Here is a 25,996-nt window from a genome sequence, read left to right on the forward strand (position 1 = left end):
CGTATGCCGTGTGCTTGCTCACGCCTGCGCGTCCGCGTCGCTCGTGGCCGCGAGGTCGCTCGTCTCTGAGAGGACCGGCGCGGTGCTGCCGGTCGCCTCGGGGTCGGGGTCCGCGGGCAGGGTCGCGCCGGCGGCGGGACGCGGCCGCACGCCCTGGCTCTTGGCGACGAGCAGGCTCGCGAAGTAGGTGCCGAGCGACACCCCGGCCGCGAGGCCGAGGCCGAGACCGAACGCCTGGAGCAGCGTCGGGACGCCGACCGCGAAGCCGTTGCCTTCGGGGTTCGTCACGAGCTGCGAGATGCCCTCGTAGGCCATCCGCCCCGGGAGCAGCGGGACGATCGCGGCCGTCGTCACGGCGAGCGCCGAGATGCTGAGCCGCCGGGCGACGAGCCGGGCGGCGAAGCCGATGACGAGCGCTGCGGTCGCGGACGCGGTGACGGCGCCGAGCTGGAGCGCCCGCTCGGCGAGCGCGAGCATGACCCACCCGACGCCGCCGGCGAAGCCCGCGACGACGACCGCCGTGCCGCTCGCGTAGGACATCACGGCGAAGGCGACCGAGATGATGACGGCGCAGACGACCTGGACGACGACGTCGTCGCTGAGCAGGGTCTGCGAGCTGATCGCGATCGGGTAGTCGAGCCGCTTGCCGAGGGAGAGCACGACGGAGATCCCGACGGCGATGCCGAGCGAGAGCACGATGACCTCGAACCCCCGCGCGCCGGCGGTCACGTAGTAGCCCTCGAGCGCGTCCTCGGCGGCACCGACGACCGACAGCCCCGAGAGCAGCAGCACGATGCCGGACGCGACGACGAGCGAGGGCGACACGTCGCCGACGAAGGTCATGCCGGCCGACTGGGCCGCGACGACGAGGGTCGCGACCGCGGTCGGGATGGCCGCGCCGACGCACTGCGCGAAGAAGGCCGCGACGCCAGCGCCGGTGAGCCAGCTGAGGACGCGGCCGACGACCGTCGCGGTGAGGAAGCTGAGCAGGATGATGAACGGCCCCCCGCCGACGAGCCCGGCGGCGCCGGCCGCGAGCGCCCCACCGGCGACGGTGACGAGCCAGCGGCGGTACGGGTGGGGCGCCGTGATGACCGAGTCGAAGCGCACCCGCGCCTCGTCGACCGGGACGGGGTCCTGCGACAGGTCGACGATGAGCCCCCGGAGGCGCTCGAGACGCGTGTAGTCCTGGACGCGGAAGCGCACGATGCGCATCACCGTGATCGGGTCGGCGTTCGGGCCACGGTGGTAGGAGACGGTGACCGACGTGTACGTGACGTCGACGTGGACCGAGCTGAGGCCGTACGCCTTGGTCAGGGTGAGCACGGTGGCCGTGACGTCCGCCGCTGCGGCACCCGTGGCGATCATCGCGACGCCGGCGCGCATGGCGAGGTCGATGACGGCCTGGGCGGTCACCGAGTCGACCCCGTCCGGCGTCGTCCAGATGGGGATCTCGTCGGTCGGCGGCCCGCTCGGTCTCATGGCCCGCCGGGTGCTCGCCCTCAGCGAGGGAAGGCTCCGGTGGGCGGTGGTCGGCCGGGCGGGTCGGTCGGTGCGGGCCACTCCCAGACCGTATGCCACCGCCCCGGTCCCCGGGGTACCCCACCGGGGTGCCCGGCAGGCGCGGAAACCGGGTTCGGCGGTCCTCGTGCCGCGTGGCACCATGGCGGGGTGATGAGTGAAGAGCAGAAGACCTCTCCGAGCCGCAAGCGCCCGACGACCGACGAGTTCCGGGCCTTCGTCGCGAGCGGTTGGGCACCGCGCGGCACCGAGGTGACCCCTCGGGCCGAGGTCGCCGACCACGCAGCCCGTCGTCGTGACGCCGTCAGTGCCGCCTTCCCCGGTGAGCGCCTCGTCGTCCCGGCCGGCGGCCTCAAGGTGCGCAGCAACGACTGCGACTACGTCTTCCGCCCGCACAGCGCCTTCGCGCACCTGACGGGCCTGGGCAGCGACCGCGAGCCCGACGCCGTGCTCGTGCTCGAGCCGCGCCCGTCCGCCGAGGGCGAGGGCAGCGGCGGGCACGAGGCGGTCCTCTACTTCCGTCCGCTCGCCGACCGCGGCACCGAGGAGTTCTTCGGCGACTCGCGCTACGGCGAGTTCTGGGTCGGAGCCCGCCCCACCCTCGCCGACATCGAGTCCGAGCTCGGGGTCACCGCCCGCCACATCGACGAGTTCGGTGAGGCCGTCGGCAAGGACGCCGGTGAGGTGACGATCCGGGTCGTGCGCGACGCCGACGCCGAGGTCGCGACCCGCATCGACAAGGCCCGCGACGCCGCGGCCGGGACGCAGGAGACCACTGAGGCAGAGACCCGCGTCGACCGCCAGCGCGAGGCCGACGAGCAGCTCGCGGCCTTCCTCTCGACGCTTCGCTTCGTCAAGGACGAGTGGGAGGTCGAGCAGATGCGCGACGCCGTCGACGGCACCCACAAGGGCTTCGACGCCGTCATCGCCGACCTGCCCGAGGCCGTCCGCCGCGGCCGCGGCGAGCGCTGGGTCGAGGGCGTCTTCGGCCTCCACGCCCGCCACCACGGCAACGGCGTCGGCTACGACTCGATCTGCGCCAGCGGCGACCACGCCAACACGCTGCACTGGATCAAGAACACCGGCGACATCAAGGACGGCGACCTGCTGCTCCTCGACGCCGGCGTCGAGGTCGACTCCCTTTTCACCGCCGACATCACCCGGACCCTGCCGGTGAGCGGCACCTTCACCGACGCGCAGCGCAAGATCTACGACGCCGTGTACGCCGCCCAGGAGGCCGGCATCGCGGCCTGCAGGCCGGGCAACAGGTTCAGCGACGTCCACGCGGCGGCCATCCGCGTCATCGCCGAGCACCTGCACGCGTGGGGCCTGCTGCCCGAGGGCGTCGACGTCGAGGGCACGCTCGACGCCGACCACGGGCAGTACCACCGCCGGTGGATGGTGCACGGCACGAGCCACCACCTCGGCATCGACGTCCACGACTGCGCGCTCGCGACCCGCGAGGAGTACTCCGACGCCGAGCTGAAGCCGGGCATGGTCCTCACGGTCGAGCCGGGGCTCTACTTCAAGGCCGACGACGAGCTCGTCCCGGACGAGTTCCGCGGCAACGGCGTGCGCATCGAGGACGACATCCTCATCACCGCGGACGGCTGCGAGAACCTCTCGGCCGCGATGCCGCGCAGCTCCGCCGAGGTCGAGGAGTGGATCGCCCGCATCTGGGCGGGCGCCGAGGCCTGACCGACCCCCCCACCTGACCGGACGCGGCGTCCGGTCTCGAGCCCAGCGGCGTCGCACCGCTGTCGAGACCGGGCGCCGCGTCCGATGTGTCAGGACGATTCGTCGGCGGGAGGGGTCACCTCGTCATCGGGATCTCGGTCAGCGGGGGTGCAGGGGCCGGCTCGATGCCCGTGCTGCCGGGCGCGCCACCACCGGTCGAGCCGGGCACCTCGCTCGGGGCCGTCGCGTCGGGCGGGGCGGCAGGACCGGTGGCAGGCGAGCCGACCGAGCCGTCGGACGACACCGAGCCGTTCGGGTCGGGGGCCGGGATCGGAGGGCTCCACTGCTCGACGAGGTCGACGAGCGACCCCGCGTCGTCCGACTGGAGGTTCGAGCCCATGACGGGGGGCGCACACGCGGGGTCGACGTTGACGCGCACGGCCGGCCCGACGGCATACGCGAGCACGAGCCCGAACCGCGCGTCGCTCGTCTTGCCCGAGCCCTGGCAGGTCTGGTCCGTCGGCTTCGTCGGCAGGGCACGGAGCGCTGCGGCGACCTGCGCCGAGCGCGCCGCGTCCAGCCGGGTCGCCTTGACCGTGCCGTCGACGGCGTCACGGCACACCGTCACCGTCGGGTCGCCCTCGGGGGCCAGGGTCCGGTCGTCGCCGAGTCGCCCCCAGGACAGCCGGGAGCAGGGGGCAGGGAGCTCGGCAGGCGGCGTGCGCGTGCCGAACATCTGGTCGAGCAGGACCGCCGGCCCCGGACCCGAGCGGAAGTCGCCGTTCGTCGAGGTCGAGCACGCGTTGGCGTCGGCGAGCGAGCTCACCCACACGATGGCGTCGCCGTAGGCGGCACCGACGACGTATGCCGTCTCGTTGCCGGCCATCATCGTGCACACCCGCGGCCCGCCCGAGACCCGCGGCGACCACGCCATGGCCTCGACGAGCGCCGCCCGCTGCGACGCGCTCGCGACGCTGCGCTTCGCCAGGCGGAAGGGGGCCGAGAGCGGCTTGGTCGCCATGACGTCCGCGACGGGGTAGCTGCACACGACGAGCGAGGTCGGGTCGCGGTCGGGGAGCAGCCGAGCGGCGCCGTCGACGCCCTGGGGCTTCTGGGGCACGGGTGCCGGGTCGGACAGGTCCACGGAGTCGACCGTCGCGGGGCACTGCAGGGCCCCGTCGGCCTCGACGGGCTGGTCCGTCACGGGCCGGACGGGGCTGGCCACGAGCGAGGTCTGCCCCGGCTCGGGCGCGGTGGCGGTCCCGCACGCGGCGAGGGTGAGCGCGGCGGCCACGCCGACCACGAGAGCACGACCGGCGGCATACCTTCTCGACCTGCTGGGCTGCATCAGGCGCTCCTTCGTCGGGGATCCGTCACCGGGAAGGACACGTGGGCGCCCGCTTTCGTTGCAGAGAGTCAGCCGGCGGCCGGCGGCGGGCCCGGCTGGTCGGGGCCCGGCGGCTGGGTCGGGGGTTGGGTCGGGGGTTGGGTCGGGGGTTGGGTCGGGGGTTGGGTCGGGGGTTGGGTCGGGGGTTGGGTCGGGGGTTGCGTCGGGGGCTGGGTCGGGGGCTGCGTCGGCGTGACGGGGGCGTGGCCGATGCCCGCCCTGGCGCCAACGCCGATGCCTGCGTCGGCGAGGATCTGGCGACCCTGCTGGGCGAACTTGTGCTCGCAGAAGACCTCGTAGCGCGTCGCCACGACCTGGCTCACGGACGAGAAGTCGCGCGCACCGCGCGTGAAGGCGTAGCCGACGAGCGACCAGATGAGGCCGAACACGGCGCCGTAGAGGGCGGTGTAGAGCAGCAGCGTCATCGGGTTCGAGGGGCGGGAGAAGAGCGAGAGGATCAGGCCCACGAAGAGCCCGAGCCACACTCCGGACAGCAGACCGCCGAGGGCGACACGACCCCACGTGAGGCGGGCGGTCACCCGCTCCATCTGCTTGAGGTCGGTGCCGACGATGAGGCAGTTCTCGACCGGGAACTGGTTGTCGGACAGCGTGTCGACGGCCTTCTGCGCGTCGACGTACTGCTCGAACACACCCAGCGACATGGGGTACTCCAGGGAGAGTGTCGCGAATCCCTGGCGTCCCCCCGGACCCTTCGGTTGCAGGCTCATGCGCCCATCCTCGCATCCCCGCCCGCGTGGCGAGGGACCCTCAGGCCTTGAGCTTGTAGTCCTCGACGAGGCGACGGCCGATGATCATCCGCTGGATGTCGGCCGTGCCCTCGCCGATGAGCAGCATCGGCGCCTCGCGGTAGAGGCGCTCGATCTCGTACTCCTTGGAGTAGCCGTAGCCGCCGTGGATGCGGAAGCTGTCCTCGACGACCTGCGAGCAGTACTCGGACGCAAGGTACTTCGCCATGCCGGCCTCGAGGTCGTTGCGCTGGCCTGAGTCCTTCTTGCGGGCGGCCTTGACCATCATCTCGTGCGCGGCCTCGACCTTGACGGCCATGTCGGCGAGCCGGAAGAGCACAGCCTGGTGGTCCACGATCTTCTTGCCGAACGTCTCGCGCTGCTGCGCGTAGGAGACGCCGAGCTCGAAAGCCCTTCTCGCGACACCGCATCCGCGCGCAGCGACGTTGACGCGACCGACCTCGACGCCGTCCATCATCTGGTAGAAGCCCTTGCCCGGCTCGCCGCCGAGGATCTGCGCGTCGGTGGTGCGGTGCCCGTCGAAGATGAGCTCGGTCGTGTCGACGCCCTTGTAGCCCATCTTGTCGATCTTGCCGGGCACGGTGACGCCCTGGGCGGTCTCCCCGAAGCCAGACTCCTTGTCGATGAGGAAGGTCGTCATGTTCTTGTAGACCGAGTCGGCGCCGGTGTCGGTCTTGACGAGGACGGCCACGAGGTTGGCCGAGCCACCGTTGGTGAGCCACATCTTCTGTCCGGTGATCGACCACTCGCCGTCGTCGCCCTTGACCGCCTTGGTCTTGATGGCCGCCACGTCCGAGCCGCAGCCCGGCTCGCTCATCGAGAACGCACCGCGGATCTCGCCCGTCGCCATCTTCGGCAGGTAGTGCTGCTTCTGCTCCTCGGTGCCGTGCTGGAGCACCATGTAGGCGACGATGAAGTGGGTGTTGATGATGCCACTGACGCTCATCCAGCCGCGGGCGATCTCCTCGACGCAGAGCGCGTAGGTCAGCAGGGACTCGCCGAGACCGCCGTACTCCTCGGGGATCATCAGCCCGAAGATCCCCATCTCCTTCATGCCGTCGACGATCGCCTGGGGGTACTCGTCCTTGTGCTCGAGCTCCATGGCGACGGGGATGATCTGCTCGTCGACGAACTCACGGACGAGCTTGATCAGCTCGGTCTGCTCCTCGGTGAGGCCGTCGGTCTGCTGCAGTCGGGACATGCTCGGATCGCCACCTTGCGTCTGGGCTCTCGGACAACTGCGACCGAGTATGCCGTCGCGCCGGCCACGCGGTCAGCGCGCTCGCGTGTGAGTGTCGACACCTGTGTCCTCGGTCACCGGATCGGCGTCGGCAGCGGCGTCGGCGCCGCGTCGGCAGCGGCCTACCAGAGCTGGCCGAAGGCGACCTTCTTGGCCTTGACCGGGCCCTCGAGCGTCGAGCGCTGGCTGAAGTCGCCGTCCTTGAGGCCTGCCGTCACGGTGCGGAGCAGCTCGGTGCGGGTCGCCGTCGGGCTCGCCTTCATCGCCTTGAGGAAGAGGTAGGTGAAGGCCCCGTTGGAGCGGCCGTCGAAGGTCGCGTCGGACGCCGTCTGGTTCGGCTTGCAGGCCGCGAAGAGGACGGGCTTCGACGCCGTGGACCGGCTCTTCGTCAGCTCGACGAGGGCCTTGCGGTCGACGGTGCGGACCGGGGTGACGGCACGGATGGCCCGGGACTGGTCGATGCCCCGACGCGTCGGCGGCGGGAGGTAGCGCGGCTTCCGACCGAGGAGCTGGGCCTGGAGGATCTCGTCGAGGTCCTTCAGGCCGGTGCCGCTGTGGCACGTGTCGAGCAGCACCTCGAGCAGGACGCCGGCGGGTACGCGGGCGAAGAGGTCGCGCAGCTCGTCGTCGACGATGACGGTGTCGCGGTCCCACTGGTCACCCTTCTGCCGGATGTCGTGGCAGGCGAAGGCCTCGTCGAGGTCGTCCGGCTCGACGTCGCCACCGGGCTCGTTGGGCACCTGCGTGCCGTGGCTGGAGAAGGTGAAGACCAGGTGGTCACCCGCCTTCGCGGAGTCGACGAGCTTCGTCAGGGCCGCCATGACGGCCTTCTTCGTCGCGTCGGCGTCGGTGAGCACCGTCGTCGCGCGCGCCGTGAAGCCGAGCGGCCGCAGCGCCTTGGCGATGTCGTCGGCATCGTTGACGCAGCCGTTCAGCCAGCTCGTCTGCGGCAGTGACTCGAACTCGTTGATCCCCACGCACAGAGCCCTGTTTGCCATGGCCGTTCCTTCCTTCTCGGAACCCACTCGGGTGAGCGGGTTCGACTGGGGTGTATGCCGTTTCAGACTGTCTCGAGCACCGCGTCGGGTCTCGCGTACACGACGTAGGCGAGCCAGGTCGGGTCGTCCGCGTCCCGTGCCGCCTCCCGGGCGAGCGCGCTCGCCCGGGACATCGGGGTGCCCTTGAGGAGCTCCTCGTAGAGCGTCTCGACGAAGACCCGCGCCGGCTCCTCCTGGACCGACCACAGGCACGACACGAAGGCCGAGGCCCCGGCGTCGAGGAAGGCCTTGGCGAAGCCACCGACGGTCGTGAAGAGCTCGCCGGACCGACCGGTCTGGCAGGCGTTGAGGACGACGAGCGGCCCGACGCTGTCGGGTTCGGTCCAGTCGAGGTTCGCGGAGACGTCGGTCGACGTGAGGTACTGCTCGCGCACGGTCGTGCCACGCCGCTGCCCCTTGAGCAGCACCTTCGCCTCGGCGATGTCGTCGGAGCGCGCCGCGCCGTGGCCCGAGAAGTGCAGCAGGTCGAAGCCCCCGCCGCGGAGGAGCCGCTCGACGCCGCTCGGGGTGGCGGTCACGGCCTTGGCCCCGAACCGGTCCTTGAGGTAGCCGGCCTCGGCCACGCCGACGTCGTTCTTGAACATCGGGTTGGCGTAGACGGGGCAGATCGACCGGGCGTGCCCCCGGCGCACGCGTACGGCCCGGGGCGGGAAGCTGCCGAGCTGCCAGCGCACGAGCCCGCCGGAGGCGAGGAAGCGCGGCGTGGTGCCGCGCTTGCCGCGCGCGGGCTTGAGGTGGACGAGCTCCCAGGGCACGAACGGCTCGTCGGTGTAGACGATGAGGTCGTGCACGAGGTCGCGGTGCTCCCAGAGGTACGCCTGCATGTCCTCGGGGAAGAACTGGTCGAAGAGCATCGTGCCGGTGTTCTGCAGCTGTGACATCCGCTGGCGCGGCGTGAGGTCGGGGTCCTTGATGACCTGCTCGACCTCGGCGATCCGGTCGCGGACGAACTCGTCGCGCCCGACGATCGGCGCCGACTCGAACACCCGCTCGGCCTCCCCCGGCACGAGCCGGAGCGCGTAGCTGTAGACGCGCTCGCCCGTGACCCGGCGGCACTCGACGATGTCGAGGCAGGGCAGGCCGTCGAGCTCCGGAGCGTCGATGCCGGTGTGGACGGTGGCGGTGACCGGCGCCGGAGCGACCATGCCGGCCGCGGCAGCCGTCGACTCGAGGGTGACGGTCGCGACGGGCACCCAGCCCTGTCGCAGGACGATGGACACGCGGACGGGCCCGGGCGCGAGGGCACGCACCCGGAAGGTCAGCTCGCTGGCCCAGTCGCCGCTCGGGAGCCCGAAGACCTTGGCCTCGGTCTCGAGGACCTGGACGTTGTCCTTCGCGTAGACCTGGACGCTGATCGCGCGCTCCGCGTCGACGTGGACGGTCCTCGACACGTGGACGGTGCCCTCCGTCGGCGCGAGCGCCTGCCGGGCCAGTCGGACGCGCACGGTGGCGTCGGCGCCCGGTGTCACCGTCGACGGCATCTCCGCAGCCAGCTCGGCCTCCGTCGTGCCCTCGAGAGGGCTCGTCGGTCCGTGACCCGCAGGCTTCTGGCGATCACGGCGGACCGCCTTCTTCGCCGTCGCCTTCTTCGCCGTCGCCTTCTTCGCCGTCGCCTTCTTCGCCGTCGCCTTCTTCGCCGTCGCCTTCTTCGCCGTCGCCTTCTGTGCCGTCGCCTTCTTCGCGGGCGCCTCGGCCCGGGGGCCCGTCGACGGTCTCGCCGGCGGCCGGGCGTGGGTGCCGGGCGGACGAGCCGCGGTCGGCGGGCGGGTGGCTGTCGGGGGACGGGCGGACGTGGCCGGCTCCTCCAGCTCGACCATCTCGAGACCCCGCTCGTCGCCTCCTCCGTCGGCGCCGAGGACCGGCCCGGCCGTCATCCACTCGGGCAGGTGCGCCTCCTCGTCGGACGCGCCGAGCCCGAGCGGCAGCCACTGCGAGATCGCGCCGATGACCGAGAGCTGCGAGAAGTAGTTGACGTGGTGCACGACGTCGTTGGTGCCGAGCGCGAACGTGTCCCGGACGAAGCCTCCCGCCGGCAGCCCGATCGCCGACATCGAGTCGGTGTCGACGACGAGGTCGTTGCGGCCCTCGAAGATCCCGTCGACGAAGCCCTCGGCGAGGCGGACGGCGAGCTCGCGCGGGAACTCCGGCGGGTTGTGGTGGTCGTCGAAGAGCGACACGTGGAAGTCGGACGAGACGACGTACCAGCTCGTCCCCGGCCGGGGCTGTCCCGGCTGGTCCTCGTTGAGGCTCGTCACGAACGGCCCCTCGGGCACCATCGCGGCCAGGCCGGGCACGCCGTCGTCGCCGGCGGCATACGACACGAGGTACTTCACGAGCGCACCCACGCCACGGACGACCCCGCCGACGACCGCCGCGAACGGGGCACCGCCGGGCACGAGCGAGAGCCCGGTCGCGGTGACCATGACGAGGTTCGTGTAGAGGTCGACGAGATCGTGCCAGCGCTCCGGGTCGGCGAGGTGGGTGCCGCCGTTGGTCGAGGCGACGAAGACGATCGAGTCGACGGCGATCCGCAGCCCCGCGCCCGGAAGCACGGACTCGACGAACGACCGGGTGACGAGCCCACCGCGACTGTGGGTGATGACGTCGAGGACGAGCTCGCCGTCGTGGGGAGCGAGCAGGGCGAGCAGGTCGCGGGCGTTGCGCTCCGGGTCGACGCTGAGGGTGCGGTGGTCGAAGCCGATGACGGCGTCGTACGCGGACACGAGGGTGTCGACGAAGCCCTCCGCACCGGGAGTGACGGCGAGCGCCCCGAAGGCACCGGTCGTCGACGAGAACGTGCCGTGGACGAGAAGCAGGACCCGTGCCGCGCGGTCGGTGGGGAGGCCCACCTCCGAGAGGGAGCCGACGGGCTTCCATGCCTCGAGCGCTCCCCCGGTGACGTGGACGAGGCCGGTGCGCACGCCCGACTCGAGTCGCTCGACGACCTTGTCGACGATGACGGGGGCGGCGAAGCGCAGCACGATCGCCTGGAGGACGCCGTGGGCGAGGTCGCCCAGCAGCCCACGGTCGGCCGGGGCCGGTCCTGCGCTCGGCGAGTCGATGCCGCGCGACCGCGGCCTCGGACGCCGCGGCCTCTCGGGCTGCACCGACAGGGCGAACGAGACGGTGCGCGGGCCGGGGTCGATCGAGCGCGTGCGCTCGGCTGCATCGACCGGCAGGTGCCACGAGTAGACCCCGTCGCGCTCGAGCAGGACGACGGCGTCGTTGCCGGCCGGCACGTCGACGTCGAGCTTCACGGTGCCGGGACGGTTCGCCGGTGCCGGACCGCCCAGGTCGCGAGAACGCCGTGGTGTCAGGTCGATCCGGTCGACGACGACGAAGTCGTCGGCGCGCAGGGCCTCGACGAGGGCGGCTCGCTCGGCCACACGTCGGTCACCCGAGGGCAGGTCGCGGTCGGTGCGGTCCGTCGCGGCGGACGTGTCGTAGCCGCGGGGCGCGCGCACGCGCACCGCTCCCCCGCCGAAGGACGCGGACGGCATACCTGGGCTCCCTCCGAGACGTCTCCCCTGCTCCTTGCCACGGTAGAGGTGAACGGAGGGCTCGGTGATACAGATCCGCAAACGCCTCGACCGACGTCGCGACATCAATTCCGTTGCGCGGGACCCGGTGGATGCGCCAGTCTCTTCGCGAGCGCAGCGGCACACGGCCGCACGCCAGGACCCAAGGAGGGTGACATGACCATCACGGCCCCGGGCATGCCCGCCCACATCTCTTCTTCCTTGGAGTTCTCTTGTCTTTCAACGCATTTCACGACGACGACCTCACAGTCGTCGGCAACCGACTGACCGCACGACGCGGCCTCGGCCTCGAGGACGAGCAGTACGCGGTCGACACCGACCCCGACGGCCCTCCCGAGGGCGACCGGTGGTCGAGCTGGGACGGAGCCACCCACGGCCCGAAGCCCCGTCCGGAGTGGGTCATCACCGACCTCGGCGCGGTCGAGGCCGACCTCGGGGTCCTCAAGACCGGCAAGGAGGCCGACGTCCACCTCGTGCGCCGGTGGGTGCCCGGCTCCCCCGACCGCGACGTGCTCATGGCCGGCAAGCGCTACCGGTCGAGCAAGCACCGCATGTTCCACCGCGACTCGGGCTACCTCGAGGGGCGGCGCGTGCGGAAGTCGCGCGAGACGCGGGCCATGCGGACCCGCACCTCGTTCGGCAAGGAGCTGATCAGCGGCCTCTGGGCCTTCGCCGAGTTCGAGACGCTGGTCCGCCTCTGGCACGAGGGGCTGCCGGTGCCCTACCCGGTGCAGATGTCCGACGACGAGATGCTGATGGAGTTCATCGGCACCCCCGACGGGCAGGCGGCGCCGCGTCTGGCGCAGGTGCGTCCCGACCCGGACCTGCTGCCGGTGCTCTTCGAGCAGCTGCGCGAGGCGATGCTCCGGCTCGCCGAGCTCGGCTGGGCGCACGGCGACCTCTCCCCCTACAACGTGCTCCTCGAGGGCGAGGGGGACGACGCACGGCTCGTCCTCATCGACTGGCCGCAGGTCGTCGACGTCATCGGCAACCCGCACGGCCCGGAGTTCCTCGAGCGCGACACCCACAACATGTGTGACTGGTTCACCCGTCGTGGGTATGCGGTCGACGAGGGCCTGCTCTTCGGTGACCTCATCGCGGCGGCGACGTCGCGCTGGTGAGGACGCTCGTCGTCACGCCGAGGGCCACGGACCAGATGGAGGCCACCCGTTCGTGGGGTGGGCTCCATCGTCCCTCCAACCGTCGAAAGGCCACGAACCGGGCCGTCCCGCGACCCCGCGGGCACTCTGGTCCCCCGGTTCGTGGCCTTTCGACGTGGTCAGTCGGTGAGGCTGTCCGCCGGGTGGCCGAACTTCCCCGAGTGGACGAACGCCTCGAGCGGCAGGCGCGACCGCGGGAGCCGCGCCCGGGCGCGCACCCACTCCGGCATCTCACCGTCGCCGTCGGGGCCGGCGGGCAGCCCGAGCGCGATCCCCGTCGTCACCGCCCAGTGCGGCGGGACGGCGAACCGCTCGGTCGCCGCCCGGTGGTCGAAGCCGCCGAACTGGCGCACCTGCAGGCCCATCGAACGCGCCTGCACGGTGATGTGCGCGACGGCCTGCCCGAGGTCGAACATCGCGTAGTCGCTGTAGGCGAGCTCGTGGTCCTCGTCGGTCGCGACCTGGTGCAGCGTCAGGATGATGGCCGAGGCCGACGGCGCCCACACCTGGTTGGCCGACGACAGGACGTCGACCATGGCGGCGTGCGTGTCGTCGCCGCGCAGGCCGACGACGAAGCCCCACGGCTGCGAGTTGCCGGCCGACGGTGACCACCTCGCGGCCTCGAGGATCGCGCGCAGGGCCTCGGCGCCGAGCACGTGCGAGCGGTCGTAGACCATGACGCTCTCGCGGTCGCGCAGCAGGGGCGTCAGCGTCTCCGGCTGCGCCGTCGGCACCGCGGGCGTATGCCGTCCGCTGTCCACGGTCTCGTCGCTCACGTCTCGCTCGCCGTCCTCACGCACTCGTCAACCATGCCGCAGTCCGTGGTCTTCCCGCCCGAGGGTGTGGGCGGGACCACCTCCCGGTCAGTAGGCGCGGCCGACGACCGCGAGCACCCCGTCGCCGGACTCCGACGTCGGCACGGTGCCGTCGGGCATCGTCAGGCACCGCACGGTCACGGCCGACTCCGCGAGCACGGCCTCCCCCTCGTCCCCGAGGGTCGCCCACGGGATGGTGGCCCACCCGGTGCGGGCCGCCTCGGCGGCCTCCTCGAGGGTGGTCACGGCGGCGGTGTTCGCGTCGCGATGGGCGAGCGCGGCGGCATACAGCGTGTCGTGGTCCTCGTCGAGCGCGCCCGTCACCGTGTCGACGACGGCGCCGAGCGGCACCGACGACTTGCCTCCGGCGATGCGCCGGGCCACGGTGACCGAGCCGTCGGCGAGGTCACGGGGGCCGACCTCGACCCGGACCGGGATGCCCTTGAGCTCGGCATCGACGGCGCGGCGTCCGAAAGGCGTGTCGACGCGCGCGTCGAGCTCGGCCCGCACGCCGCGCGCGACGAGGTCGGCGACGACCTGACGTGCCGCCTCGACGACACCCTCGCCCTCCTTGACGACCATGACGAGGGCCTGGACCGGAGCGAGCCTCGGCGGCACGCGCAGGCCGTGGTCGTCGCCGTGTCCCATGATGAGGCCGCCGAGCATGCGGGTGGAGCTGCCCCACGACGTCGTCCAGCACGTCTCCTGCCGACCCTGCTCGGACAGGTAGGTGATGTCGAACGCCTTCGCGAAGTTCTGGCCGAGCTCGTGGCTCGTGCCCATCTGGAGGGCCTTGCCGTCGCGCATCATCCCTTCCAGCGCAAGGGTGTTCGTCGCACCGGCGAAGCGCTCGCGCTTCGTCTTGCGACCGAGGACGACCGGCATCGCGAGCATCTCGCGCATGAACGGCGCGTAGACCTCCTCGTGGATGCGCTTGGCGTAGAGGCGAGCGTCCTCCTCGGTGGCATGCGCCGTGTGGCCCTCCTGCCAGAGGAACTCGCTCGTGCGCAGGAAGATCCGCGGGCGCAGCTCCCACCGCACGACGTTGGCCCACTGGTTGAGCAGCAGCGGCAGGTCGCGGTAGCTCTGCGTCCACTTGGCCATGTACTCGCCGATGACGGTCTCGGAGGTCGGGCGCACGACGACCTTCTCCTCGAGCTCCTTGCCGCCGGCGTGGGTCACGACCGCGAGCTCGGGGCTGAAGCCCTCGACGTGCTCGGCCTCACGGCTGAGGTAGGACTCCGGGATGAAGAGGGGGAAGTACGCGTTGCGCGCGCCGGCCTCCTTGATGCGCCGGTCCATGTCGGCCTGCATCCGCTCCCAGATCGCGTAGCCGTACGGTCGGATGACCATCGTGCCCCTCACTGGTCCGTTGTCGGCGAGCTCCGCCTTCGCGACGACGTCCTGGTACCAACGGGGAAAGTCCTCTGACTGAGGAGTGAGCACGGTCTTGGCCATGGGCCCGATCCTACGATCGGGCGCGGGGGCGCCGTCACGTCGTCTGACCTAGGCGCGCTCCATCGTCGCGACCATGAACGCCTGCCAGGTCTCGCGGCTGTCGCCGAGCTCCCCCGGCCCGCCGGCCTGCTCGAGGATGCGCGTGGTCGCCTCCCGCGTCACGTCGTCGAAGTCGCCGGTGACCTCCACGTCGGTGCGGCCCCAGACGTGGCGGCACATCGCCTGGACGGCCTGGACCTGCGCGTCGGAACGGCGGATGAGCCGCGGCCGCTCCGGCCCGAACCGGCCGAGGTCGACGTGGATGTGGTTGCTGTGCGCGGCGTCGAAGAGGTAGGTCAGCACGTCGGCGAACTCGTGGTGCAGTCCGGCGGCCGTGCGCCAGTAGAGCGCGAGGCGACGGCGCAGCTCGGGCGCCGGGGCGTCGCGCCACCGGTCGTAGCGCAGGCTCGTCAGGTCGCGGCCGTCGGCGCGCAGCCGGGCGATGTCGATGGCCTCGCCCGAGCTGTGCCACGACGTCGACGAGCCGCGGACCCACGCGCCGTAGGAGCGGACCTCGTCGGGCACCTGTCCAACGTGGCGCCGGTGCAGCGCGAGCCACCGGTCGAGGCGGGCGCCGAACGGCTCGGTGACGTAGTAGGTCGCGGGGCGCGCGTTCACCTCGTAGACGTAGGTGGCGTTGCCGATGCGCCGCCTCGCCTGCAGGTCGGAGAAGCCCACCGGCTGCGGGTCGATGCGCAGCTCCGGCGGTGCCGGCTCCCCGAGACGCGACAGCTGCGGGAGAGACGGGAGGCCGGGACCGCGCGACACGGCATACGCGCCTCCGGCGGCGACGGCACCCACCGCGCCCAGCGTGATCAGGCGACGGCGGGTCAGGCCGCCGCGCGGCGCCCCTGCCGACGCGTCCGGCGCGACGGGGTCGGCGGGGTCGGGCACGGGCGGCGACGGCTCCCCCGTCCGCGTGTCCTGGCTCATGCCTGCTCCAACGCTCGAGGCGGCCGGAGGTATCCCGCAGGGGACGAAGCGGATGGGGCAGACTCACAGGAAACTGCCAGTCCCACGTGGTGACGTGCGGGGACGAACGGGGAACGAGTCTTGTGACAACCGATCCGACGAGGGGTTAGACCAATGTCCGAGCACCGGCGCCGCACCATGATCCCGATCGTGCCCGTGCGGCCGACAGCGGCTCCCACCCACGACGTCGACCCGACCCAGGTCGACCGCGGCAAGATCAAGTCGAAGGCTGCCGGCCTCACCGCCATCGCGGTGACGGCGCAGCGCGGCATGGAGCAGATGGGCGCCCGCCGGTCCTTCGCGACGCTGCGGCGCATCAACCAGGCCGACGGCTTCGACTGCATGGGCTGCGCGTGGCCCGACCCGCACCCGGAGGAGCGCAGCTTCGCCGAGTTCTGCGAGAACGGCGCCAAGGCCGTCGCCGAGGAGGCGACGCTGCGCCGGGTCGACCCCTCGTTCTTCGCCGAGCACCCCGTCGCCGAGCTGTCCGGCTGGACCGACTACCTCCTCGGGCAGCAGGGGCGCATCACGCACCCGATGGTGCTGCGCGACGGCGGCACCCACTACGAGCCGATCTCGTGGGACGACGCGTACGCCCTCGTCGCCGAGCGGCTGCGCGGGCTCGCGTCCCCCGACGAGGCGGTCTTCTACACGAGCGGGCGCGCGTCGAACGAGGCGGCGTTCGCCTACCAGCTCTTCGCCCGGGCCTTCGGCACGAACAACCTGCCGGACTGCTCCAACATGTGCCACGAGTCGACCTCCGTCGCCCTCGCCGAGGTCATCGGCATCGGCAAGGGCTCGGTGAGCCTCGACGACATCCACGAGGCCGAGCTCATCCTCATCGCCGGACAGAACCCCGGCACCAACCACCCGCGCATGCTCACCGCGCTCGAGATCGCCAAGCGGGGCGGCGCCACGATCATCGCCGTCAACCCGCTGCCCGAGACCGGACTGCGCGGCTTCGACAACCCGCAGAAGGTCAAGGGTCTCGTCGGTCTCGGGACCGAGCTCGCCGACGAGTTCCTGCCGATCCGCCTCGGCGGCGACCTCGCGCTCTTCCAGGCCATCGGCTCGCTCCTCGTGGCCCGCCACGACGCCGGCGAGGACGTCTTCGACACCGACTTCATCGAGCGCCACACCGCCGGCTTCGAGGAGTGGGCGGCCCACATGCGCGAGCTCGACTGGGACCTCGTCGACGAGGCGACCTCGCTCGACCGCGCGCAGATCGAGCGGGTCGCCGAGCTCTTCGCCACCTCGCGCAAGACGGTGCTCTGCTGGGCCATGGGCGTCACGCAGCACCGGCACGCCGTCGCGACGATCAAGGAGATGGCCAACGTCGCCCTCGTCCAGGGCAACATCGGCAAGCCCGGGGCCGGCCTGTGCCCCGTGCGCGGGCACTCGAACGTCCAGGGCGATCGCACCATGGGCATCTGGGAGAAGCTCCCGCCCCACTTCGGCGACGCCCTGGAGGGCGAGTTCGGCATCGACGTCCCGCGCGAGCGCGGCCTCGACGTCGTCAACTCGATCCGCGCCATGCGCGACGGCGAGGCGAAGGTCCTCGTCGGGCTCGGCGGCAACTTCGCCGCGGCGACGCCCGACACCGAGGTGACACACGACGCCCTCCGGTCGGTCGACCTCGTCGTCAACATCTCGACGAAGCTCAACCGCTCGCACGTCGTCGTCGGGCACACCTCGCTCATCCTGCCGACGCTCGGGCGCACCGAGCGCGACGAGCAGCGCAGCGGCCTGCAGGGCGTCACCGTCGAGGACAGCATGTCGAGCGTGCACCTCTCGCACGGCCGCCTCGAGCCAGCGGGCCCGGAGCTGCGCTCGGAGGTCTCGATCATCAGCGGGATCGCCGCGGCCACGCTGGCGGGGCAGGGGGCCGCCGGCGAGATCGACTGGGCTGCCATGGCCGACGACTACTCCGTCATCCGGCGCCACATCGAGCGCGTCGTGCCCGGGTGCGAGGCCTACGACGAGAAGGTGCACCGCCCCGGCGGCTTCGTGCTGCCGCACCCGCCGCGGGACTCGCGGACGTTCGAGACGCCGTCGCAGCGAGCCGTGCTCACGGTCAGCCCGCTGCAGATGGTGTCGGCGCCCGAGGGCCACCTCGTGCTCCAGTCGCTGCGCAGCCACGACCAGTTCAACACGACGATCTACGGCCACGACGACCGCTACCGGGGCATCTCCGGCGGGCGCGAGATCGTCATGGTGCACCCCGACGACCTCGCCACCCTCGGGTTCTCCGACGGTGACCACGTCGACGTCATCGCGCCCTGGCCCGACGGCACCCAGCGGGTCGTCCGCGACTTCCGGGTCGTCTCCTACCCCACGGTGCGTGGCTGCGTCGCCGCCTACTACCCCGAGGTCAACCCGCTCGTGGCCCTCGAGTCCACGGCCGTCGGCAGCAACTGCCCGGTGTCCAAGGCGGTCATCGTGCGCCTCGTCCCGGCCGGTCAGGCGCCACCCCACTCGGCGAGCGACGACCTCGAGGCCGGCGACGACTCCGAGAAGCGCAGCGAGGTCAAGCCGCACCACCTGAGCTGACGCAGCACCCCGACCCACGCCACCGTCCCAGGACCGCGCCGCCGCCCCGACCACACCCGGTCGGGGCGGCGTGCGTATGCCGTGTGCTCGCGGCGCGCGTCGCCCCGCCACCGGGCCGTTGGGGTCCTACGCTCCCCGCATGTCCTCCGACACCGGCCCGTCACGACGCGCCGTGCTGCTCGGCGCCCTCGGCCTCGCGACCGTGACGACCGGGCTGGCCGGGTGCTCCGCCGCCGACGGGCCGACCCTCAGCGACGGCGTGCTCTCCGACCGCTTCGGTGTCGAGGCGCCACGCTGGCGTCTGGCCGTGCCGCGGTCGGGCCGTGCCACGGGTCTCGTCGTCGCGCTGCACGGCTTCGGAGGGGGCGCCGACGACGCGTTCGACCTCGGTTTCGGCGATGCCGTGGAGCCCTCGGGGATGGCGCTCGTCTCCGTCGACGGCGGCAACGGCTACTGGCACCCGCGCCGCGACGGCAGCGACACCGGGGCGATGGTCCGTGACGAGCTCGTGCCGATGGCGCTCGAGGCCTCCGGGCTGCCGGCGACCTCACCCGTGGCCCTGCTCGGCTGGTCGATGGGTGGCTTCGGTGCGCTCCTCATCGCGAGCGAGCTCGGGCGTTCGCGCGTCAGCGGCGTCGTCGCCGCGAGTGCCGCGCTGTGGCAGAGGGGCAGCGAGACGCCCGCCCGGGCCTACGACGGGCGCGCCGACTTCGACCGGCACTCGATCTTCAACCGTCTCGACCGGCTGCGGGGCATCCCGGTCCGGCTCGACTGCGGCACGTCCGACCCGTTCATCGCCGCGAACCGCGTTCTGGCCCAGCGACTTCCGGGCGCGGAGGGCTACTTCATCCCAGGTGGCCACGACGACGACTTCTGGAGCAGCAACGTCAGGGCCGAGATGACCTGGGCTGCCGCCCGGACCTGAGACCTCTCTAGCGCCTCCCCTCGACAGCTCCCCGGGTCGAGGTGCGGGTGCGCGCGGAGGGCCTCAATCGGCTCGGTGCAGGTCGTGCGCGTCCGGGTGGCGGTGGAAGCCGGCCGAGAGGTACGCCGCGACACCGCCGACGTTGGCGCTCGGCGTGCAGACGAGGGCGCTCGACGAGCCGAGGTCCCGGAGCGCCGCCGCGCACGCCAGCGTGATCGCCCGTCCGTGGCCGCGGCCGCGGTGGTCGCGGTGCGCTCCCAGCGGCTCGATGAGACCGGGACGGCCCCGGCCGGCCGACCACACCGTGGCCGTCGCGACCGCCGCCCCGGACTGGTCGTAACCGACGAGGCACCGCGCGTCGCGATAGGCAGGCCCGGACGCCATGGTCCGCCAGCGCTCCTCGGTGAACGTCGAGGTCTCGAACGACGCACGCTGCAGGGCCACACGGTCCCGGAGCCGCTCCGGCGCCGGGTCCGGTCCGACGACCTCGACCCGCAGTCCGCAGTCCTCCACGGGCTCGGTGAGGTCACGGACGAGCGGCGTCCACGGCTCGCCGTCGGTCCACCCGTCGGCGGCCAGGCTCGCGCGGAAGGCGTCGCCGTACCGCGCCTCGACCGACGCCTCACCGGCCGGGAGCACGCCACGCTCGGGACGCGACACGTCGGCGACCAGCTGCCGCGCGAGCTCGTCGTCGTCACCCGCCTCGGGCGCGACCGCCATCCGCAGCACGCGCGGCTCGTCGAGGAACCCGAGTGCGACGAGGCTCCCGTCGCGGCTCCACGTGCGGACCGCCGCGGCGGTCGTCGCAGCGCCGAGGCTCCAGTTCCAGCCGAGGTCGCCGGGGTGCAGCTGGACCGGCATCCTGTCCTGCTGCCACCCGCGCAGCACGCGCACCGCCTCGACGAGGCCCTCGACTCCCGGTGTGACCAGCTCGACCGCCATGCCCCGATCCAACACGGTCACCGAGCGAGACCACACCCCGTTCTCGACGTCGGGGTCTCCCCCGGCCGGTCAGATCAGGTCAGCGCGGCGATGGCGTCGGCGGTCGCGAGCACCTTCTGCGCCGTGTCGACGTGGAGACTTTCGATGAGCCTCCCGTCGAGGGTGACGACGCCCTTGCCCTCGGCCTGGGCGGTCTCGAAGGCGGCGATGACCGCCCGCGCCTGCTCGACCTGCGCGGCGCTCGGCGCGAAGACGTCGTTGCACGGCCCGACCTGCCCCGGGTGGATCAGCGTCTTGCCGTCGAAGCCCATCTCCCGGCCCTGGTGCGCCTCGGCGAGGAAGCCCTCGGCGTCCGAGACGTCGTTGTAGACCCCGTCGAGGACGGCCACCCCGGCGGCGCGGGCCGCGAGGACCGCGAGCTGGAGCGAGGTCTGGATCGCGGCGCGGCCGGGGGCGAAGCTCGCCCCGAGCTCCTTGTAGAGGTCGTTGGTGCCGAGCACGAGACAGGCGAGGCGGTCGGACGCGCGCGCGATCTCCTCGGCGTGCAGCACGGCCACCGGCGTCTCGACCATGGCCCAGAGCCTCGTGTGCTGCGGGGCGCCCGCGGCCTCCATCGCGGCGACCAGGGCGCGCACCTCGTCGGCCGAGCCGACCTTGGGCACGACGATCGCGTCCGGGCCGGCCGCTGCGGCAGCCGCGAGGTCGGCGTCGTGCCACTGCGACCCCAGGCCGTTGACCCTGATCGTCAGCTCGCGACGGCCGTACTCTCCGGACTGGGCTGCGGCACAAGCCTTCTCGCGCGCCGCCTCCTTCGCGTCAGGGGCGACGGCGTCCTCGAGGTCGAGGATGAGCGCGTCGACGGGAAGGGTCTTCGCCTTCTCCAGCGCACGTTCGTTGGAGCTCGGCATGTAGAGCACCGAGCGGCGGGGACGGTATGCCGTGGACGAGGCGGTCACGGGAGTCAGCCTTCCTGCGAGGCGGGCTCGGCGGCATACAGCTCGGCGAGCGCGGGGTCGGTGCGCGCGAGCCGCTCGGCGAGCTCGACGATGACGAGGCACTGCTTGAGGCTGGCGTCGTCCTCCATCTTGCCGTCGAGCATCACGGCGCCCGTGCCGTCACCCATCGCGGCGACGACGCGGCGCGCGTGGGCGACGTCGTCGGCCGACGGGCTGAAGACGCGCTTGGCGATCTCGATCTGCACGGGGTGCAGCGACCACGTGCCGACGCAGCCGAGGAGGAAGGCGTTGCGGAACTGGTCCTCGCAGGCGACGACGTCCTGGATGTCGCCGAAGGGGCCGTAGTAGGGGTAGATCCCGTGCATCGCGCACGCGTCGACCATGCGGGCGATCGTGTAGTGCCAGAGATCCTGCTGCGCCGTCGCTCGCGGGCCGGTGATGTCCCCGTCGACGGGGTCGGTGCGCACGAGGTAGCCGGGGTGGCCGCCACCGACGCGGGTCGTCTTCATCCGGCGGTCGGCGGCGAGGTCGGCCGGCCCCAGCGAGAGCCCCTGCATGCGCGGCGAGGCCCCGCAGATCTCCTCGACGTTCACCATGCCGCGCGCCGTCTCGAGGATGGCGTGGACGAGGATCGGACGGGTCAGCCCGGCCTTGGCCTCGAGCTGGGCCAGGAGCCGGTCGACGTAGTGGATGTCCTCGGCGCCCTGGACCTTCGGGACCATGACGACGTCGAGCTTGTCGCCGATCTCGGTGACGAGCGTCGTCAGGTCGTCGAGGGCCCACGGGCTGTCGAGCGCGTTGATGCGCGTCCAGAGCTGGGTGTTCTCGCCGAAGTCGGTGGCCTTCGCGATGTCGACGAGCCCGGCGCGGGCCGCCTCCTTGCGGTCGGCCTTGACGGCGTCCTCGAGGTTGCCGAGGAGCACGTCGACGGTGCCGACGAGGTCGGGCACCTTGGCCGCCATCTTCGGGTTGCTCGGGTCGAAGAAGTGGATGACCCGTGACGGGCGGGCCGGCACCTGCGTCAGGGGCGTCGGCGCCCCCACCGCGAGCGGCCGGAAGAAGTCCTTGGCGCTGCGCATGGGCGCCAACGTAGCAACGGCCGGACGGCCCGCGTTATGACGACAGTCACGCACGTCGCCGATGAGGGCGGGATCACTAAGGTGGCGATGTGACCGAGCGTGCGACCGAGCCCGTGGCCGAGAAGGCGGGCGAGACGGGGACCGACCGAGGGGCGGAGCAGGTGACCTCTGCGGCCACCGGGCAGACCGACCCGCAGTCCGCGACGGCCGCGGCCTCTGCCACGGCCCTGCTCGGCGAGGCGATGGCCAAGTCCGGCCTGCTCTGGATCGAGGTCGCCGACGACCGCACGTGGCCGGCCTGGCACGTGTGGGACGACGGCGCCGCCCTCGTCGTGAGCGGACCGGGCGAGCAGCCGCTCCCCTGGCTGCCCAAGGAGGTCAGGGTCATCCTGCGCAGCAAGGACACCGGGGGCCGCCTGCTCACCGTGCGCGCGCACGTCCACGTCCTCGAGCCCGGCACCCCCGAGTGGCAGCGCGCTGCCGAGCTGCTCCGCGCGTCGCGGCTCAACTCGGTCGACGACTCGCTGACCCGCTGGGCAGCGGAGTGCACCGTCACCGCGCTCGTGCCCTTCGACAGCCCGCTCGAGTCGCCCGGCGCGTATGCCGCCCACGACCACCGCGAGCCCCCGGCCCGCACTGCCGCGACGACGACGTCGTGGCGCCCGTGGCACTGGGGCGGGCGCGGTGAGGAGAAGGCCGAGCGCAAGCGCGCGCGGGACGAGGCCAAGGCCGGTCGTCGCGCCGCGAAGGAGCGGGCGAAGCTGCGCAAGAAGCGCCAGCGACGTGGCACCCGTCGCCGCGGTCGCTGACCCCATAGCCTTGCCCCATGAGTGCGAGCACCCGCGTCTTCGTCGCGCGCCTGACCGGACTGAGCGTCTTCGACCCGCTCGGTGACCAGGTCGGGCGCGTCCGCGACGTCGTCGTGATGTTCTCGGTCAACCGGCCCGAGCCGCGCGTCATCGGACTCGTCGTCGAGGTGCCGGGTCGCCGCCGCGTGTTCGTGCCGATGACCCGGGTGACCTCGATCGACGCCGGCGCCGTCATCACGACGGGCCTGGTCAACATGCGCCGCTTCGAGCAGCGCACCAACGAGGTGCTCGTCGCCGCCGAGCTCTTCGACCGCACCGTCCGCGTCACGACGCCCGAGGCCGTCGAGGCCGGCTTCGCCGACGCGCTCGTCGAGGACCTCGCCATCGAGCAGGGTCCGCGCCGTGACTGGATCGGCACGCGCGTCTTCGTCCGGCAGGCGCCGGCCGGGGTCTCGTCGGCGTCGAAGGCGATGTCCCGGCTGACGCGTCGCCGGTCGGGCAAGACGATGCTCGTCGACATCCGCGACGTCGTGGGCCTGCACGAGCAGGCGGGCGCCCAGAGCGCCGAGCGCCTCCTCGAGACCTACGACGACCTCAAGGTCGCCGACCTCGCCGAGGTCATCCACGACCTCAACCCCAAGCGCCGCGCCGAGGTGGCCGCCGCCCTCGACGACGAGCGGCTCGCCGACGTCCTCGAGGAGCTGCCGGAGGACGACCAGGTCGAGATCCTGGCCGGCCTCGCCAACGAGCGCGCGGCCGATGTCCTCGAGGCGATGGAGCCCGACGACGCCGCCGACCTGCTCGCCGACCTGCCGCCCGAGCAGGCCGAGGAGCTGCTCCAGCTCATGGAGCCCGACGAGGCCGCTCCCCTGCGTCGTCTCCTCGCCTACGACGAGAAGACCGCCGGCGGCATGATGACGACCGAGCCGGTCATCCTCGGTCCCGAGGCGACCATCGCCGAGGCCCTCGCGACGGTGCGCCGTGAGGAGCTCGCCCCCGCGCTCGCCTCGATGGTCTACGTCTGCCGCCCGCCCCTCGAGGCTCCGACCGGCCGCTACCTCGGCCTCGTGCACATCCAGCGCCTGCTGCGCGAGCCGCCGCACGGCGCCGTCGGGTCGATCATCGACAAGGAGATCGAGCCGGTCGTCGCGACGGCAACGCTCGAGACGGTGACGCGGACGCTCGCCACCTACAACCTCGTCTCGCTGCCCGTCGTCGACGACGACGGACGCCTCATCGGAGCGGTCACCGTCGACGACGTGCTCGACCACATCCTCCCGGAGGACTGGCGTGAGGAGCGGCACGAGCTGGGGGTGAAGCCGTGAGCGAGCGCGCCGAGCGTCGCACGGGCGCGCGGGCGGTCCGCGGCGACAAGCTCGACCAGCCCCAGGAGAAGCGCGCCCGGGTGCTGCCGCGGATCACCCTGACCCAGGAGGCGTTCGGCGTCCTGTCGGAGCAGTTCGCGCGCTTCATGGGCACGGCCCAGTTCCTCATCGGCATGACGGTCTTCGTCGCCGCGTGGATCGCCTGGAACGTCCTCGCGCCGCCGTCGCTCGTCTTCGACGAGTTCCCGTTCATCTTCCTGACGCTCATGCTGAGCCTCCAGGCGTCGTATGCCGCCCCGCTCATCCTCCTCGCGCAGAACCGCCAGGCCGACCGCGACCGCGTGGCCCTGGAGCAGGACCGGGCCCGCGACGAGCGCAACCTCGCCGACACCGAGTTCCTGACGCGCGAGGTGGCCTCGCTGCGCCTCGCCCTGCGGGAGCAGGCCACCCGTGACTTCGTGCGCTCCGAGCTGCGTTCGCTGCTCGAGGAGATGGAGGACCGCGGGATCGTCCGCAGCGCCGACGACGAGCCCAGGGACAACCGGCACTGACCGTGAGCGAGCGCACCCCGGCCGTGGTCGGGGCGCCCCGCACGGCGGCATACGATGGAACACATGTCTGTCGCCGCACTGCCCAGCCGTGACGCCATGCTCACGGCGCTGTCGAAGGTCAACGACCCCGAGATCCGCAAGCCGATCACCGAGCTCGGCATGGTCAAGTCGGTCGAGATCGACGACGCCGGCAAGGTCGACCTCGCGATCTTCCTCACCGTGTCGGGCTGCCCCATGAAGGAGACCCTGACCAAGGACTCCAGCAACGCCCTCCTCGCCCTCGACGGCGTGACCTCGGTCGAGGTCGAGCTCGACGTCATGAGCGACGAGCAGCGCGCCGAGCTGCGCTCGCAGCTGCGTGGTGGTGCCCCGGAGAAGGAGATCCCCTTCGCCAAGCCCAACAGCCTGACGCGGGTGTATGCCGTCGCCTCCGGCAAGGGCGGCGTCGGCAAGTCGTCCGTGACCGTCAACCTCGCCGCCGCGATGGCCGAGCAGGGCCTGCGCGTGGGCGTCGTCGACGCCGACGTCTACGGCTTCTCGGTGCCGCGCATGCTCGGTGTCGAGCAGCGGCCCACGCAGGTCGACGACATGATCCTGCCGCCCATCAGCCACGACGTGAAGGTCATCTCGATCGGCATGTTCGTGCCCGGCAACCAGCCCGTCGTGTGGCGTGGCCCGATGCTGCACCGGGCGCTCCAGCAGTTCCTCGGCGACGTCTTCTGGGGCGACCTCGACGTCCTCCTGCTCGACCTGCCGCCCGGCACCGGTGACATCGCGATCTCGGTCGCCCAGCTCATCCCGACGGCCGAGATCCTCGTCGTGACGACCCCGCAGCAGGCCGCCGCCGAGGTGGCCGAGCGTGCCGGCTCGATCGCCCTGCAGACCCACCAGCGTGTCGTCGGCGTCATCGAGAACATGAGCTGGCTCGAGCTGCCGGACGGCACCCGCCAGGAGATCTTCGGCTCCGGCGGCGGTCAGGCGGTCGCCGACTCGCTGACGAAGAGCATCGGCGCCCCCGTCGAGCTGCTCGGCCAGATCCCCCTCGACACGCGCCTGCGCGAGGGCGGCGACAACGGCACGCCGGTCGTCCTCGGCGAGCCCGACAGCGCTGCGGCCGTCGCGCTGCGTGGCATCGCCCGCAACCTCGGTTCGCGCGCCCGAGGCCTCGCCGGCCGCTCGCTCGGCCTCACCCCGGCCGGCCGCTGACCGACGCGTCGGCCGAGGCT

20 protein-coding genes are annotated in these 25,996 nt (G+C 72.2%); 8 read left to right on the forward strand and 12 right to left on the reverse strand.

The features are described 5' to 3' along the window. Positions 1 to 18: 18 nt before the first annotated feature. A complete protein-coding gene (locus tag ACSSS0_RS04805) occupies positions 19 to 1,482 on the reverse strand; it encodes a threonine/serine exporter family protein (RefSeq protein WP_487230251.1) in 1,464 nt (487 codons plus the stop codon). Positions 1,483 to 1,674: 192 nt separating this feature from the next. Between ACSSS0_RS04805 and ACSSS0_RS04810 the strand changes: the two genes are divergently transcribed. After that, positions 1,675 to 3,219, forward strand: coding sequence for an aminopeptidase P family protein (locus ACSSS0_RS04810; protein ID WP_487230252.1), 1,545 nt, complete (start codon positions 1,675 to 1,677; stop codon positions 3,217 to 3,219). Between the two features lie 115 nt (positions 3,220 to 3,334). Here the strand turns inward: ACSSS0_RS04810 and ACSSS0_RS04815 are convergent, their stop codons facing one another. From ACSSS0_RS04815 to ACSSS0_RS04835, 5 genes are all read right to left on the reverse strand, one after another. Continuing rightward, the gene (locus ACSSS0_RS04815) at positions 3,335 to 4,492 is read right to left on the reverse strand and encodes a hypothetical protein (protein WP_487230253.1); all 1,158 of its coding nucleotides are present in this window, start codon (positions 4,490 to 4,492) and stop codon (positions 3,335 to 3,337) included. 122 nt (positions 4,493 to 4,614) lie between these two features. Then, entirely contained in the window at positions 4,615 to 5,313 is a 699-nt protein-coding gene (locus ACSSS0_RS04820) for a YflT domain-containing protein (RefSeq protein WP_487230254.1), read from the reverse strand. Between the two features lie 40 nt (positions 5,314 to 5,353). Next, on the reverse strand, positions 5,354 to 6,553 hold the full coding sequence (locus ACSSS0_RS04825) for an acyl-CoA dehydrogenase family protein (protein WP_435985056.1): 1,200 nt from the start codon (positions 6,551 to 6,553) through the stop codon (positions 5,354 to 5,356). A gap of 161 nt (positions 6,554 to 6,714) precedes the next feature. Further along, positions 6,715 to 7,590, reverse strand: a complete 876-nt coding sequence (locus ACSSS0_RS04830) for a caspase family protein (protein ID WP_435985055.1) — start codon at positions 7,588 to 7,590, stop codon at positions 6,715 to 6,717. Between the two features lie 62 nt (positions 7,591 to 7,652). After that, positions 7,653 to 11,150: a CHAT domain-containing protein gene (locus ACSSS0_RS04835; RefSeq protein ID WP_487230255.1), complete on the reverse strand. Its 3,498-nt coding sequence runs from the start codon at positions 11,148 to 11,150 to the stop codon at positions 7,653 to 7,655. Positions 11,151 to 11,401: 251 nt separating this feature from the next. On the opposite strand from ACSSS0_RS04835, the gene ACSSS0_RS04840 reads away from it, so the two are divergent. Then, positions 11,402 to 12,310, forward strand: a complete 909-nt coding sequence (locus ACSSS0_RS04840) for a serine protein kinase RIO (RefSeq protein ID WP_435985053.1) — start codon at positions 11,402 to 11,404, stop codon at positions 12,308 to 12,310. A gap of 158 nt (positions 12,311 to 12,468) precedes the next feature. On the opposite strand, the gene ACSSS0_RS04845 is transcribed toward ACSSS0_RS04840, so the two are convergent. From ACSSS0_RS04845 to ACSSS0_RS04855, 3 genes are all read right to left on the reverse strand, one after another. Next, positions 12,469 to 13,125, reverse strand: a complete 657-nt coding sequence (locus tag ACSSS0_RS04845) for a nitroreductase family protein (RefSeq protein WP_487230256.1) — start codon at positions 13,123 to 13,125, stop codon at positions 12,469 to 12,471. A gap of 87 nt (positions 13,126 to 13,212) precedes the next feature. Then, positions 13,213 to 14,622 (reverse strand): proline--tRNA ligase, encoded by a 1,410-nt coding sequence (gene proS, locus ACSSS0_RS04850; RefSeq protein ID WP_487230257.1) that lies wholly within the window; start codon positions 14,620 to 14,622, stop codon positions 13,213 to 13,215. Between the two features lie 48 nt (positions 14,623 to 14,670). Further along, positions 14,671 to 15,594 carry an extensin family protein gene (locus ACSSS0_RS04855; protein WP_487230258.1) on the reverse strand — a complete coding sequence of 308 codons (924 nt, stop codon included), beginning with the start codon at positions 15,592 to 15,594 and terminating at the stop codon, positions 14,671 to 14,673. 153 nt (positions 15,595 to 15,747) lie between these two features. Between ACSSS0_RS04855 and ACSSS0_RS04860 the strand changes: the two genes are divergently transcribed. Both ACSSS0_RS04860 and ACSSS0_RS04865 read left to right on the forward strand, forming a co-directional pair. Further along, positions 15,748 to 18,183, forward strand: a complete 2,436-nt coding sequence (locus tag ACSSS0_RS04860) for an FdhF/YdeP family oxidoreductase (RefSeq protein ID WP_487230259.1) — start codon at positions 15,748 to 15,750, stop codon at positions 18,181 to 18,183. 139 nt (positions 18,184 to 18,322) lie between these two features. After that, entirely contained in the window at positions 18,323 to 19,108 is a 786-nt protein-coding gene (locus ACSSS0_RS04865; RefSeq protein WP_487230260.1) for an alpha/beta hydrolase-fold protein, read from the forward strand. A 63-nt stretch (positions 19,109 to 19,171) separates the two neighbouring features. On the opposite strand, the gene ACSSS0_RS04870 is transcribed toward ACSSS0_RS04865, so the two are convergent. The 3 genes from ACSSS0_RS04870 to ACSSS0_RS04880 form a co-directional block, all read right to left on the reverse strand. After that, a complete protein-coding gene (locus ACSSS0_RS04870) occupies positions 19,172 to 20,050 on the reverse strand; it encodes a GNAT family N-acetyltransferase (protein WP_487230261.1) in 879 nt (292 codons plus the stop codon). A gap of 74 nt (positions 20,051 to 20,124) precedes the next feature. Then, positions 20,125 to 21,006: an HpcH/HpaI aldolase/citrate lyase family protein gene (locus ACSSS0_RS04875; protein ID WP_487230262.1), complete on the reverse strand. Its 882-nt coding sequence runs from the start codon at positions 21,004 to 21,006 to the stop codon at positions 20,125 to 20,127. Between the two features lie 5 nt (positions 21,007 to 21,011). Continuing rightward, positions 21,012 to 22,085, reverse strand: coding sequence for an HpcH/HpaI aldolase/citrate lyase family protein (locus ACSSS0_RS04880; protein WP_487230263.1), 1,074 nt, complete (start codon positions 22,083 to 22,085; stop codon positions 21,012 to 21,014). Between the two features lie 89 nt (positions 22,086 to 22,174). Here ACSSS0_RS04880 and ACSSS0_RS04885 point away from each other — a divergent pair, with 89 nt between their 5' ends. From ACSSS0_RS04885 to ACSSS0_RS04900, 4 genes are all read left to right on the forward strand, one after another. Further along, the gene (locus tag ACSSS0_RS04885) at positions 22,175 to 22,894 is read left to right on the forward strand and encodes a hypothetical protein (protein ID WP_435985044.1); all 720 of its coding nucleotides are present in this window, start codon (positions 22,175 to 22,177) and stop codon (positions 22,892 to 22,894) included. Positions 22,895 to 22,911: 17 nt separating this feature from the next. Then, positions 22,912 to 24,219 carry a magnesium transporter MgtE N-terminal domain-containing protein gene (locus ACSSS0_RS04890; RefSeq protein ID WP_435985043.1) on the forward strand — a complete coding sequence of 436 codons (1,308 nt, stop codon included), beginning with the start codon at positions 22,912 to 22,914 and terminating at the stop codon, positions 24,217 to 24,219. Continuing rightward, entirely contained in the window at positions 24,216 to 24,770 is a 555-nt protein-coding gene (locus ACSSS0_RS04895) for a DUF1003 domain-containing protein (protein WP_435985042.1), read from the forward strand. Before ACSSS0_RS04890 ends, ACSSS0_RS04895 begins: the two co-directional genes overlap by 4 nt. Before the next feature lie 63 nt (positions 24,771 to 24,833). Beyond that, positions 24,834 to 25,976 carry an Mrp/NBP35 family ATP-binding protein gene (locus ACSSS0_RS04900; protein ID WP_435985041.1) on the forward strand — a complete coding sequence of 381 codons (1,143 nt, stop codon included), beginning with the start codon at positions 24,834 to 24,836 and terminating at the stop codon, positions 25,974 to 25,976. Positions 25,977 to 25,996 lie beyond the last annotated feature (20 nt).

The organism is Terrabacter sp. R4-6, from assembly GCF_057529065.1.